The organism is Psychromonas arctica, assembly GCF_038155225.1.
GTDB classification, from domain to species: domain Bacteria; phylum Pseudomonadota; class Gammaproteobacteria; order Enterobacterales; family Psychromonadaceae; genus Psychromonas; species Psychromonas arctica_B.
In genome coordinates this window covers 14074-28556 of sequence record NZ_JBAKBA010000002.1, presented here as the reverse complement: position 1 = coordinate 28556, position 14483 = coordinate 14074, and the positions used below count along the sequence as shown (strand labels likewise).

The 14483-nt window shown below is 35.0% G+C and carries 11 protein-coding genes; 8 read left to right on the top strand and 3 right to left on the bottom strand.

What is annotated here, in order from left to right; translation table 11 throughout:
* Positions 1-3: 3 nt before the first annotated feature.
* The 3 genes from V6255_RS01355 to V6255_RS01345 all read right to left on the bottom strand — a co-directional run bounded on the left by V6255_RS01355 (position 4) and on the right by V6255_RS01345 (position 4156).
* Entirely contained in the window at positions 4-2010 is a 2007-nt protein-coding gene (locus V6255_RS01355; protein WP_341626533.1) for a diguanylate cyclase, read from the bottom strand.
* A 109-nt stretch (positions 2011-2119) separates the two neighbouring features.
* On the bottom strand, positions 2120-3511 hold the full coding sequence (locus V6255_RS01350; RefSeq protein ID WP_341626532.1) for a hypothetical protein: 1392 nt from the start codon (positions 3509-3511) through the stop codon (positions 2120-2122).
* The gene (locus V6255_RS01345; RefSeq protein WP_341626531.1) at positions 3512-4156 is read right to left on the bottom strand and encodes a DUF2913 family protein; all 645 of its coding nucleotides are present in this window, start codon (positions 4154-4156) and stop codon (positions 3512-3514) included.
* 244 nt (positions 4157-4400) lie between these two features.
* Here V6255_RS01345 and V6255_RS01340 point away from each other — a divergent pair, with 244 nt between their 5' ends.
* The 8 genes from V6255_RS01340 to V6255_RS01305 all read left to right on the top strand — a co-directional run bounded on the left by V6255_RS01340 (position 4401) and on the right by V6255_RS01305 (position 14045).
* Positions 4401-5336: a patatin-like phospholipase family protein gene (locus tag V6255_RS01340; protein ID WP_341626530.1), complete on the top strand. Its 936-nt coding sequence runs from the start codon at positions 4401-4403 to the stop codon at positions 5334-5336.
* Positions 5337-5513: 177 nt separating this feature from the next.
* Complete coding sequence (locus tag V6255_RS01335) at positions 5514-6056, top strand: DUF1415 domain-containing protein (protein ID WP_341626529.1); 543 nt, start codon at positions 5514-5516, stop codon at positions 6054-6056.
* Between the two features lie 378 nt (positions 6057-6434).
* A complete protein-coding gene (locus V6255_RS01330) occupies positions 6435-10268 on the top strand; it encodes an ATP-binding protein (RefSeq protein ID WP_341626528.1) in 3834 nt (1277 codons plus the stop codon).
* Positions 10261-10884: a hypothetical protein gene (locus V6255_RS01325; protein WP_341626527.1), complete on the top strand. Its 624-nt coding sequence runs from the start codon at positions 10261-10263 to the stop codon at positions 10882-10884. The genes V6255_RS01330 and V6255_RS01325 overlap by 8 nt, the downstream gene beginning before the upstream one ends.
* Positions 10884-12125 carry a hypothetical protein gene (locus V6255_RS01320; protein WP_341626526.1) on the top strand — a complete coding sequence of 414 codons (1242 nt, stop codon included), beginning with the start codon at positions 10884-10886 and terminating at the stop codon, positions 12123-12125. The genes V6255_RS01325 and V6255_RS01320 overlap by 1 nt, the downstream gene beginning before the upstream one ends.
* Positions 12126-12127: 2 nt before the next feature.
* Positions 12128-13021 (top strand): DUF7281 domain-containing protein, encoded by an 894-nt coding sequence (locus V6255_RS01315; protein ID WP_341626525.1) that lies wholly within the window; start codon positions 12128-12130, stop codon positions 13019-13021.
* Between the two features lie 209 nt (positions 13022-13230).
* The gene (locus V6255_RS01310; protein ID WP_341626524.1) at positions 13231-13710 is read left to right on the top strand and encodes a peptidylprolyl isomerase; all 480 of its coding nucleotides are present in this window, start codon (positions 13231-13233) and stop codon (positions 13708-13710) included.
* A gap of 107 nt (positions 13711-13817) precedes the next feature.
* Positions 13818-14045, top strand: coding sequence for a glutaredoxin family protein (locus tag V6255_RS01305; protein WP_341626523.1), 228 nt, complete (start codon positions 13818-13820; stop codon positions 14043-14045).
* Positions 14046-14483 lie beyond the last annotated feature (438 nt).

Genomic DNA, 14483 nt, shown 5'->3' with positions numbered 1-14483 from the left:
AAGTTAGCTTGATTGTATGGCTTTATTACGACCCGTTGTTTTAGCTTGGTATAAAGCGATATCTGCGCGTTTTAATATTTCATCAATTTCTTCATCATAAGCAATACGTTGTGCTGTACCAATTGATAATGTGATATTGATATCTGCTTTATTATTAACAGGAATAGGGGTGTTTTCCATCACAATACAAATCTTTTGAGAAAGTTTGAGTGCTTTTTCTGCACTTAATCCTGAGGCTAATATTACAAATTCTTCACCACCTAAACGCGCTAAAATGACTTCTTTTGGCAATACTGATCTTAATGTTGATGAAATCATTTTTAATACGTCATCTCCAATATCATGTCCGTAAACATCGTTTACTCTTTTGAAGTGATCCGCATCTAGCATTAACACAGAAATATCTGTTTCTTGTTTTAAACGATCATTGGCTTGAATAAAAAAATGACGACGGTTACTGATTCCGGTTAACACATCTGTATTAGCAATATAGGCTAGACGCTCTTCTAGTTTAATTCTATCGGTAATATCAAAAGTAGACGTTCGTGCAATAGCAAAATGTCCTTTTTCAAGTATTGAAGTCGCAGAAGTTGATACAAAGAAGGTATGAGCATTTTTACATTGGATTTCAAGTACAACACCTTCAACACTTTTATCATGCTGAAGTTGTTCGAGAAATGCGTCAAATACCCCTGTACTTTTTGCAGTTAAGAAATCAGAAAAATGTTTACCTATTACCTCTTGGCGAGAATAACCTAACCAATTTAATTCAGTTTGATTGATTTTAAGCACGATACCGTGTTTATCTAAACTATGATAACCACATGGAGAGTTTTCATACAAATCACTTAACTCATTTTTGATCAATAAATCTTGGCGTTGTTGGCGACGCTTTTGTTCAGATGAAAGTAGGATTAAAAATAAGATCGCAGCAGAACCAAGGAATATAAAAATAACCGTGAACTGTCCAAAGGTAGTAAAAAAGAATGACTGTTCATGGATAGTTACGTTTGGTAAGAAAATAACTAATTTCCAATCATTATTTGCAATTGATTGTTGTGTTACTGACAAATTGATATCTTGCTCAGCTACATATTTACCAATACTGTTTAAACTAAAAGGCTTAATTGAAACGTAGCGAAATATGCCTTTATTAGATTTTAGAATACCTTCTTCTTTACTGTCTATTATTGGCCAAGCAGAAGGGTATAAATTTTCAAATTTTTGGTCGATATCTTCTAAACTACCACCCCATTCATTACTTCTGTCATGGTTGCTCATCCAATATCCATTGGGATCAATAAGCATGCCTTGTCCGTTAATTCGAAGCTCCATTTGGTCTCGGAAGTTCTGTAATAGTTCAGTGGACAAATAGTTCATCACCATTAAGCCTAACTTCTCCCCTTTATCATTTATTATAGGGGTTACAAAGCGAACCACAGGTTTATAGGGAATTTCTATCTCACCATATTCAACATTTAATTCCATTGGTGAAACATAGACTTGACCTCGAGAAAGTTTGATACCTTCTTGGAAATATTTTGAGTCATGTTTATTTTGTAGATTTTTTGCCGCTACAATATGCACGCCATCAGTATGGTAATTCATGCGTATTGCTTCATTACCTTGCATATCGATCAATCTTATTTGGTCATATCGATGAAAAGTGATGGCCAAATTAATGAATAATTTTTCTAATCCTTGTCGACTAGTTGGGTCGCCGCTCTCCATAAAACTGCTTAATGCTTTAGAACGAGTCACCATTTGCAATATCTTTAATTGGGTTTGCATTTCTTGTTGTAATGCTTGAGTGGTTGAAGAAACAAACGCTTGTTCTTGCGACAGCATTTTATCTTCTAAATTTTGAGTGTATTGCTGATATGCATAGCCAATTATTAATGCTAAAAGAACCGCAGTAATCGCATACATCCAAGCGAAACGTTTAAAAATAGTGGCCCAAAAGACTTCTTTTTTAGGCTGAAGTTCGGCAGAGAGTTGTGTTAATGTCATATTTGAGTCTTATTATTTTTATTATTTTATTAACTAGAAAGTCATCCATTAATAATATAAACGTTATTAATTTATGGGGATAAACTTTAAATGTAAGATATTGAATTAATTAAGCAGTTCGTTGATCAATAATAAACTCAATGCCATATAGTGAGAGGGCATTAACGCTTATACTATTATATTCCATGGCAATTCCTAACCTAATATTTTGCTGGCGAGCTTCTTCAATGAAGTCGAGTAAATATTGAGAGGGTTTATCGAGTAGCTCTGTTGCCAGTGCCTTACTCAATATTATATCCGAAATAGGTAGAAACATTAACATATCAATGGAAAAATCTTGTGCTTCTTCAACTAACCAATACACCCGAGATCGGTTTAATCTAGCCATGACAATTAATGAGAACATAGAAGAGGGTTTAACAATCGATTGAGGATGCTTTAAATACAAATCGATTTGGCCATCACTACAACCTAGTTCATTAATTAATATCAGTGCATGATCGCGATTAAACCCATCTGGAAACCAATCAAATATACTTTGTACATTGATAATCTTTCGTACATTAGCTGCACTTTTTAGATTTAAAATCTGATTTTTATTTAAGCCGTAAGGGCAAAAAATAGATTCAATCTCTTTTTCATTAATCCCATTAATATTATCCAAAACAAAAAGTGGTTGTTCAGATAAGTTTTCAATTTGTTTTTGAACGAGATGCTTGAGATAAATCTTAGAAAACAATGTGATCAATATATGGCGAAATTGTTGCGTTGTCGGCGTCCTTCTTAAACTTGCTAAAACAGGAAAACCGAGACTATTGGTTAAATCATATAAAGCATGGCTTAAGTTAGCCTGTATATCACCATATAATAATAAAAAAGGGCGTTGATTAAGACTAATTAAATTATTTAATACTTCCATTAATCGTAGTTGAGGTGTGTTTAAATTGATAATTAATAATTGTAAATTACCCATATCATTAAGTGATTGTTGAGTGTTATAAAAGGTAATATTATTTAAGCCGTTTAATTGTTCAGCTTGAAGGCAATAAGGTGTTTCACAGATCAGCCCAACACGATAACTGTTTAACCAGTCTCCAAATAACCTGTTACTGAAAATCTTCCAGTATTCAACACTTTCTATTAACTTTTCATCTTCTTGACAATAATCGAAATGAGGTAAGTCAATTGCCATGCTAGGCAACTCACCTAACCAAAATATGTGTATATCGGCTCGCTCTTTCAATAATTGTAATAGGGAGTGACAGTGGGGGCTTTGTTCAATAAGTTCAGTTAAAATAACTCCGCTGCCTAATGGACAAGTACTTAATAGCAGCGTGAGCGTGTCAACATCTGGGATAGTATGGTAATTAATATCAACAAATATCGGATTTTCACTCATGCTATAAAGTGGAAACACCGATTTTTCTTGAGTTTGCTTGTCATTCAACAATAGCTGTAATTCTTGCTCACTCAATAAAGCACTTTGTTGACCTTTAAGCATTTAGATTTCTAATAGCTCTGGTAAAAAGTCACCGTTATTATTTGGATAAATGATGTATTCCCCATGATATTTTACTTTCGATTTATAATCAGTGACTTTGTAGAGTAAAAGAGATTGATCAAAAGCCGCTTGTAATGCTTCAGCAACATCACCACGAATATATAGACTGATTGGTTTAGCTAATACACTCTCTTCAAAATGAGACTCAAATTCAGCACTACATATGATCATTGAAGCTTGACCACCACTATGGCGATTCAATTTTTCACCGACTTCTAAGTCTGTATTAACCATCCATTGTTGTTCAGTTAATTTCTCACAAAGCGCGACAACTTGATTTTTATTAACGATCTTTGGTGTTAACTCATCATTGAAAACATGTTCATAGCTTTGTTTAATGGCAGTGAATGTTTCAACTAACGCTGCATTTTTACCTAAGCTACGTGCTTTACGTTGCCATATTGTTAAAGTCGGTACTACATCACTTTCAAAACGTTTTTTCTTAATGGCATTAGTCGTCCAAGCGGCTAGGAAATGCGTTTCGCTAAGCGGATTTTTTGGTATTTTGCCTTTTAACTGTGCTTCATTTAAGTCTGCTAATGCACTGGTAACGACGTGATGAATTGATGTTGAAAAACTAGTCATGATGATCCTACTGATGAAAAAATTATATGGTTAAAAGTATGACAGGCTAACAACATAGGGACAAGTAAAGAAAAGCTAATTACTGCTATTTGCTGATAAACGGACAACGATGACCAAAACAGCACGGAAGATCCGTTAAAATCTAGGCTATACAGGGCATGGATATCATTAAAGTCACTTAAAAACTTCATAATAGCTGTAAATTTCTTTAAACTAATTACACTTCATTATTCTAAGGCTTTTTATGCATATCGATATAACAGGAACGACCTCTACGTCTAATAAAAATATATCACTGGTACTAGGTAGTGGCGGTGCTAGAGGCATGGCTCATATCGGTATTATAAGATGGTTAGTAGATAACGATTATCAAATTAAATCTATCTCAGGATGTTCAATCGGCGCACTTATTGGTGGCGTTTTTGCCGCAGGGAAGTTAGATGAATTCGAACAATGGGTATGTGGATTAGATAAACTATCGATTGTTTCATTGTTAGATATTTCTTGGACGTCGAGTGGTTTATTACGTGGTGATAAAATCATTGATACGCTAAGAGAATTGTTAGGTGATCAGTTAATAGAAAAATTACCGCTTAAATTCACTGCCGTCGCTGCTGATATTGAAAATGAAAAAGAAGTTTGGATAAACTCAGGTTGTTTATTTGATGCGATTAGAGCTTCTATTTCATTACCATTATTTTTTACACCTGTATTAAGAAAAGGGGTGCAACTTATTGATGGGGGAGTCTTAAACCCAGTACCTATTGCCCCTACTTTTAGTGACCATACTGACCGTACTATTGCCGTCAATTTAGGTGGTGAAATGAATCATAACTGTCCTGATCCGGACACGCTTAGTGAAGTCATCACCAGTGTTGATGAGTTATCTTTTCAGCAGAAGATTGGACATTATATAAAACAGTTGGGTGATAACTTAGGTGGCATAGTGCCTAAACCTTCAAGCCTAGAAGCTTACGATATTGCAGACCAAGCTTTTGATGCGATGCAAAGTACTATTGCACGCCTAAAATTAGCCGCTTATCCTGCAGATTATAATATTGTCATCGCACGTAATGCTTGTGGCACATTAGAATTTGACCGTGCAAGAGAAATGATTGATTTAGGTTATAAAAGTGCAGAAAAGATTTTAAATAATAATAAACAGCTCGTGAGTAAATAAAGGCTTATGTAATTCTTTATCTTCAAAAAAATATAAAGAATTACATAACTGAAAAATAGTTAAGTAGTTAAGTAGTTAAATAACTAAATAACTAAATAACTAAGTAACTAAATAAGCAACAAAGTGAATAAACCGTTTAACAATCTAATAGTTTGCTATTAATAAGAAGGGAACAATGTGGACGTAGTAAGTAGTACTCAAGCGTGGGTCAATAAAGTGATTGTGAAATACAATATTTGTCCTTTTGCTAAAAAAGAGATGGATAGAGGCAGTATTCGTTATTGCGAAAACAACAGTACAGAGATAGAAGGTGTACTCGACCGCTTAACGGAGGAGTGTGTTTTTCTTGATAATAATGAACAGACTGAAACTACCTTACTGATTTTGAGTGAAGCCTGTACTGACTTTGATAGTTTCCTAGATCTTGTTTACTTATCTAATCACTTATTACAAATGAGTCATTATGAAGGCGTTTACCAGTTAGCACATTTTCATCCTGATTATTGTTTTGAAGGTGATCCTGAAGAAGCTGCATCCAATTACAGTAATCGTTCTCCTTATCCCACCTTACATATCATTAGAGAAAGCAGCATGGAAAAAGCAATTGCAGCACATCCTGATGTTGATGGAATTCCCGACAGAAATATCGAATTTCTAAATAAGAAGGGCAGTCCATTTTTTGCTGATTTATTAGCGAGTTGTCTATTGGTTAAAAGTTAATTGTCAATAATTAACATTTTATTTCGTGCTGTTTATTATTTAGTTTAGATTCTGGATAACCATCCTATTTCGTTTTACTTATCCGTTATTGAGGTTACTTATTCCTAATCGTCAATTTACAATGGTATTGAGTTTGATATCAATTTGAATCTAGCTTTATATTTGTATTTATAGTGTTGTTTGTATTTGAGTTTTAAAAGGATTGATTAGATATCCTGCAATTATTAAAATTAACGTAATATCTGACTTAAAACTGGTCGACAAAATTGCTTAAGAACGATAAATTGATGAGTTTTTTTGCGTCGTATTTTTATACCGTTAGAATAACGCAGTATTTATCTCTCTTCTTTCATATATTTTAGTTAACAAGGAACTTCCATGGCACAACAAGTCTATCAATTATTACGTATTATTATTATCGATAGCTTTTGGAAAGGACAAGTTAACGAGTTAGATTTATCTGGTCATACTCAGCTTGAAGGGACTAATGGTGCGGGTAAAACGTCACTAATGCGTTTGTTACCTTTATTCTATGGAATGCGCCCAAGTGATATCGTGAGTAAGGTTGACCAAGCTAAGAATTTTGCTGATTATTACCTTCCAAGAGACTCGAGTATGTTGGTTTATGAATACCAACGTCCAGGCGGTCAAACATGTATGGCATTAGCCAGTTCAGATGGACGTGGCGTACAGTTTAAATTCATTGATAGCGGTTTTGATAGTCATCTGTTTATTGGTGATAACCAAATTCCTTTAACTGTCTCTGAAGTAGAAAGAGTTTATCGCAACCTAGGTGTTGAGTGTTCAGTTTATTTGGGTGTTGATAAATATCGTCAAGTGATTCAAAACTTACGCAGTGGTCGTAAAGTTAAAGAAGTAAGACAACTACAAAACAGATTCTCTTTTAGTGACCTAGCAACACCTCATTTAGATAAAGTGGTTAACGGCACGATTGAAAAGAACCTGGATTTTGATGCGGTAAAACAAATGCTGGTGGCTATTGCTAGCGACCATATCGCAAGGTCAGTAGGTGAAGAAAAAGAGCAAATTACGCTTAATAAGCAAGATATAAGCTTGTGGTTAGCAGATATTCAAGCCAGTCGTTCTATTCAAAAAGTAAGTGATAAAATTGCACTTTGGCAAACGGACTTTACGCAGTTAGACAATTTATTAGTTAAATTACAACATTTGCATGCAGAAATGTTAGCTCATCAACAAACAATTTCTTCATTGCAAACGCAGCGTAGTGAGCAAAAATCTCAATTCAAAGATGAAATAACGACATTAGATAAACAGTTAAAAGAACAAAGTAGTTTGTTACAAACTGAGATCAGTAAACTGTTGGCTAAAATAGAAGCGGATCAAAGTCGTATCGATTTATTAGATGAAGATAAATTAAAATTCGACGACAACGATGCGGCTAGTTTTCAACTTCAAGCAGATAACGCACCTCGTTACCAACAAGCTCTGAACGATGTTAATGAGATCATTGAAGCCTTTGAAGGTAACCTAAATAAAGTCCAATCTAAATTCGAATCTTTGTTACAAGCGTTAACCTTACAGAAAGTAAAAGATGAAGCGCGCAATAATGAACAAGTGGCAAAAGTGAAAGATCAAGCCAGTGTTCAGCTGTCTGCAATCTCTGAAACTTACCAAGGACAATTAAGTAAATTAAATGAGCAGTTAAACGAAAGCTATTTAAAACTTAATATGGACCTGCAGACCTTACAAAATCAGTTACAAATGCTGAAAATGGAACAACAAAGCATTAAAGTTGATGCTGAGTTACAAGCAGAGATTGAGCTTAACCAAGGTAATATGTCTGAAGTAAAAGATAACTTAAGCGATCTATTACAAGTACTCAGCAGTGACAACGAACAATTAAATACACTCGATAAACAGCGTCTGTTATTACTAGAGCAATATACTAAAAATAACCGTCAGTTAGAAAGTACTAAAAAATCTCGTCAACAACTACAACTGCAGTTATTACCTGAAGTTGATTCACTTCAGCACTTCTTAAGCAATGAAAGCCAAGCAACTGGCTGGAAAGAAAATATTGGGCGCGTGTTGTCTGCAGAGCAATTAGCACGCAAAGATTTAACGCCTCAATGGTTAACACAAGCATCGCCACTGAGTTTATTTGGGTTACAAATTGATTTAGACCAACTACAAGATAACGACTTGCAGTTGAATGAAAACGAACTGCGTGAAAAATTAAATGAGATTGAAACAAAAATCACCACCTTAAATAAGCAGGGTGAAGATCTTAACGTACAGTTGACTGATTTAAATAAACAAATTGATAACCAAACCGTCTTGATCAGCGAGCGTAAACAAAGTTTACAAAAAGCAGAATTGAAACGTGAGCAGTTTAAAACGCAACAAGAAAACCTCGACATTAAAAAACAGCGTTACTTAAAACAAGCTGCACTCGCTTTTGAAGACAATATTAAAAAACTCAACACCAAAATTAAACAACAGCAAACTAAGTTAGAAGAATTTAAAGCGTTACAACAAGAACAACGTTTTGAGCTTAATAATCAAATGTTAGATCAACGTATGGTGATTGAGTCTGACCGTGATAGCCAATTAGAGCAATTAGAAGAGCAATTAGCTTCTATTCTAGAGAGTGCTAAAACACGTCAAAAAGATTATAAACAACAACGCGATCAAGCCTTAGATAAGTTAGATCCTGATGGTGAGGTTGATAAACGCATCAAGCAACGAGTTGAACTGACTGAACAGCTTGAAGCTTGTGCAGTTTGGGCGCGTAAAGCGCGAGAATACCAACAATTTATGAATGAACGCTATGTTCATCGTGATCAACTGGTTGAACAGAATCAAAACCGCGAAGTACAAAAGCGTGGGCTTGAAAATAACTTAGCTGATTTAACCATTGAAAAAACCAATTTAATCAGTGAAAAGCAGAAGCTACATAAAAAAGTATCGCAACAATTAAACGATGACGCTGACTTATTGTTACAACTTGGTTTAGCACAACGAGAATGTGAGCAATATGGTATTGAAGCTGTCTTATCTGAGGCAGAACCTCATAATAATGCAGATTTAACGGTGACCTTCTGTGGTGATTGGATTAAACAGTTCAAAACTATTGATAAACGCTTACAAAGCCAAATTACACAATTTAATACGGCCTTTGGTAAAAACAACGGTAATAGTGAACTGTATGAAAATTGGGTTAAGTTAGTGGCAGATAATGATATTTATAAAGGAGCACGTAGCTTATTTAAATATCAACATCCCATTGCAGATTTACTGAGTAGCGCCGTTCAAAAACAAAAAAATACGTATCAATTAGTGACGGTTAACGCCAATATGATCAATGAGTTTTATCAGCACATTGAACACTTTGCACGTCGTATTAAAAGCATTGGTAAACAATTATCAAGTAACGTGACCAAACTGGCACACTTTGAAGCATTAGCAGATATCAATGTGAATACCGTGATGAAGCAAGAAGAGCTTGATTACTGGGGACCGTTACAACAGTTTGCAAAGTTGTTTGATAAGTATCGTGATGATCTACGTGAAGGCGTCGGTGATATCCCAGACGATTTAATCGTGGCGATGCAAAAATTGTCTGCTTATTTACCAAGTGATGGCTTTGCATTAGCGCATCATCAGTTGTTTGATATTGAGTTTACTATCTCTGAGAAAGGGCAGTTAAAGCATGCTCGTAATGCCAGACAACTTAAAAAGATCAGCTCGACAGGGTTATCCTATTTAGCGATGTTGTCTTTATATGCTGGCATATTAGGCATGTTAAGAGGCGAGAGTGGTACACAAACACAAATCATACTACCGGTAGATGAATTAGGTGAGCTAGCCGCAGAGAATATCGATCTACTATTAACGATGTTTAATGATAATGCGATTACCATGTTATCGGCTTCTCCTTCAACGGATCGTCATATATTATCGTTATATCAACGTCATTATAAAATCAAAGACAATAAGATTTTTCATGCGCATATTCCAACGTCGCGTTTAGATGAATTATTATTAAAGCGTAAGCAAGTATCAGACACATTAAATGCAGAGTCATTAGCTGTTGAATCAGTGGAAAAAGCCTCTTTACACTTGCATGTTGAAGAAACAAATAATAGCGAAGAAACAAATAATAGTGAAGAAAAAAATAATACGGCAATGACTACTGAAACAACACAGACGGAGAGCCAAGATGTTTAAACAAACAGTACAACACTTACTGACTGGTGCCGTTATTTGTGAAACAGGCTTTGCAGACGAATACTTGTTTTTACAAGCCCAATCGAATCAAGATCGTGTCACGGATTTTTTATCAAATCTAGACCGTCAATTAACTTATTTAGACAGTGCAGATGCTTTCTATTGCACTTTCAATGAAGTGGACAGTAATAACACTGCTGAGCTCAGTGCTTTGTTTACTGATATCAGAGGCATGTTTCGCCCATTAGTTGAATTTTTAGAGCTAATTTTAACGGCCAGTCAAACAGATTTACCTATTCATGCTAAATCTATCATCAACATTAATGATTTATTTGACCCCTTTGAACATGATCAAACGCTACGTGAACAGTTACGTCATTTAACGGCTATCAAACCTTTTAAAACCAATAAACTGGAAAGCCGCGAACAGTTGGTATTTGTTTTTCATAAATTAGAAGAGTTAGGTTATTTTGTTCGCAAAAATACAGGCAGTAGTCGTTACTTTGCAACGGCGCGATTTGACTTAGTGTATTTGCTTATCGAGTTTTTAAATGACTCAGAACGGATTGAATTACCGGAAACAATAGAACAGCAACAAGAAGAGTTATTGTTTTAATGGCGGGTTACGATACAAAAGACGTTGCTGAATTATTACGTCAACTAGGTGCAAATGATCAGTTGTTAGCAGAAGCTTATGTGTTTGGCTCTGTGCAAGGTGATGGGGATGACGCACGTAAAATAGCGGCATTACATAAAAAGTCATTACTTAGACCTGATGATGAGCCGGGTGATTACCGAGTGAGTGCTGAACTTAAGCGTATGCTTAATCGTTTAATGCGTAAACAAAGCAGTTATCGTCAGCTAACCGATATGGGTAAGGTCATTGATGTCTTAGAAGATACGGTGAATGATTACCAGTTGTCAGTTATTGGCGGCCAGCAAGATGATGCTGAATATTACTTAGATCAGTTAGACGATCTCCTATACGAAGCGAAAGACAATCTAAACGTTAGCTTAGATAATATGCATTATGCGATTTCTAGTCAGTTTGGTTTTGTGTCGACCATCAGCGCTAAAGTCCGTGAAAATGAACGCGCGTTAACCTATGCACAAAAACTATTAACAGAATTACAACAGATAGACCCTGAAACGTGTTACGAGTGGATGAATTGGGCTTGTCCTGTTGAATTAGCACGTAAAATTAGTGGCTTTATTTATTGGTTTAATCAAACGTTACCTCGATTGCGCTTTATCATTGATAGTATGCGCCTTAGCTTATTCAAATTAAGACGCGATGAAAAACAGGCAAGTTTATTGCGTAATATGGCGCGATACTTAAATAAGCATCCTGAATTTGAAATTAATGAGACGATCTTCGAAGACAAAGCCTTGCCTAAATCGCTACGATTTGCAGCGCCTATGCCGATTAAATCTTATATTAATGTTAAAGAAACGGCGCATGAGCAAGCTTTAATAGAAATAGTGCAATCATTACGCAAGCTTAATAGCGTCACTAAACCTTCCGCGCGTGAAACGTCTTCCGTTGAAGTTTTAGACAATGTACCAATGAGCTTCAGCTATGATTACTTTGAAGAACAAACTGAACGCTTATTTGAACTCACTATCACGACTAACGAGGCTGTTTCTGCAGTGAGTTATTGGCAAGAAGCATTACCTGAATGGCATCGTGAAAAGCAACATATAGAACCTGTTGCGTGGGTTGAGTTAGTGTTTAGTAGTTACTGTAAGCTAACCAATGCCCAACAAGCATTGATTGATATAAAGCCTAAAGGAAAACAGTTAGCCGGTATCTCTCATAACTGGTCTTATAGTGACATTGTAGTAAAAGTGAACTAACGATGAACGGTCATCATTTTAATAAAATACAATACAACTTCTTTGCTAAGCACCTTAAAGCTGACCTTGGCAATGTTAAGACGGTTAAAAGTTGTCAATGGCTGGTTGATACGCATCGAATTGGACGCATTGTTAATGGCTATTGGCTTTATACTGAAAAAGACAGAGCAGCAATAATTCAATTAGTTAAGTCACAATTAAATGTTGATCTCCTTTTTGATGCTTACCCTGAACAGCAATCTAGAATAGAGGTTGCTGCCCATCATAATGATGAAAAAGCCAATGCACTGGCTGTTAGTAAAGATTTTGTATTAGTTAATTCATTGAGCACCTTACACATTAATTCAAAAAGCTTAGATATTAATGCGTTGTCATCACTGGGTATTTATATCAATGCGAATAAGATAGAGACCATAGAGCATAAACATATTGTGTTGGTTGAAAATCTGGCGGTGATGGCCAATTTAAATAAGCTCGTGTTAATGGATAATGCGAAACACTTAGTGAATGCTTTATGGGTTTACCGTGGAGACGTAAAGCGAGAACAAAGTACGGGTCGTGCTTATGATTTCTTTAGACGCTTTAAAGGATCTCATCAATTATTATGCTTTGCTGACGTTGACCCTGAAGGTATTAAGATCGCTATCACTAGTGGTGCCTCTGCCATTTTATCGCCTAACGCCCATGCTTTGATAAACTTTAATGTAGGTGGACATGATTTCGACTATTTTAAGCAGTCCACTGCTAAGCAATACTTGATGAATAAAAGCAATCAAGGTGATTTCCCATTAGAACTTGATAAGTTATTTACAGCGATGTCAGCACAAAGACAAACAATTAAACAAGAGCATATATTAGCTCACCAAATACCTTTGTCGGTATTTACATTAGATTAAATACATCATTAACTAATTACATCATTAACCAGTTACATCATTAACCAGTTACATCATTAACCAACAATTAAAAATGGTGAAGACTTGTTAGTAAAAAATCACTAATAAAGTCTCAGAACATATCGTAAACATTAATTTATAAACTCTTATTTATCTCTTATTTAATTTATAATTAAGATAAAAAGAATCAATATTCAAAAGGAAAGAACATGCAAATAAGTAACAATAGCGTCGTTGAATTTCACTATCGTCTTACTGAAGGCACTGAACTATTAGAAGATAGTGCAGGTAATAACCCACTGATTTATCTTCACGGTGCTGGTGGTTTATTTGAAAAAATGGAATTAGGATTTGTTGATAAAACAGTGGGTGACAAATTCGAAGTGACATTAACACCGGAAGAGTCTTACGGTGAACGTCGTGAAAATGCATTACAACGTATTCCTCTTAAGCATTTACAAGGTGCTAAAAAATGGACTGCAGGTATGACGGCGGTTGTTGAATCTAACCAAGGTAAGCAAGAAGTCACACTTATTAAAGTAGGGCGCTTCAATGCTGATTGTGATTTAAACCATCCTTTTGCGGGTAAAACATTAACCTTCGATATTGAAGTGGTGAGTGTTCGTGCTGCAACTGAAGATGAGTTATCACACGGTCATGCACATGCTAAAGGTGGTTGTGGTCATTAATCGTCTTAACAAGTAGTGCATAAGTGTCAATTTGAATTGCCTGTATGGCACGTTCAAATTGACACTTATCCTTCTACTTTGCTCTCGAATATTTTAGGAATTTTTATATGAAGCGTATTACATTATTTTCTATGGCTAATTGTCCTCACTGCAAAACAGCAAAGCAATATCTTGAACAGCAAAAAATAGCATTTAGATTAGTCGATGTTAAAAGTCCTTCAGGACAAAAAGAGTTTGCTAAAACGGGCTATCGTGGTGTGCCTGTTTTAAAAATTGGTGATCAGTTATTAAATGGGTTTAGCGTAAAAGGTTTTAATAATTTATATAAAGAATAATGCTTTAGTATTGCTTAGTGGTGTCATTAAGTGGTATTGCCGTTCTTGGTAAGTGATATTCACTAGTAAGAGGCTTCCAATCGCGATTATTCTAGTGTTTTCAAATACGAAATAATGTTTATATATCCACTAATATAGATAACTTAGCCTTTAATTCAGTTTCTGAATTAAAGCCGTTATTTATTGATCGTTTTTATTTTAGCGTCTAATCATTATTCACTATAATCAATCATGCGCGCCACAAGAATACACCGACTTAATACTTCCTTTGGTTTATCTTTCTCAACGAGTTTCAATTACCTTTTTCACTTACCTCCCATTAATTGGAAATAATTAATGATTTTCTATGACTTTTTAATTAAATTTTTGTTGCTAGATTTTTAATTAATGCTTACTCTCAGGAATAAATTTTTGAAACTAATTTATTGATTATTTTAG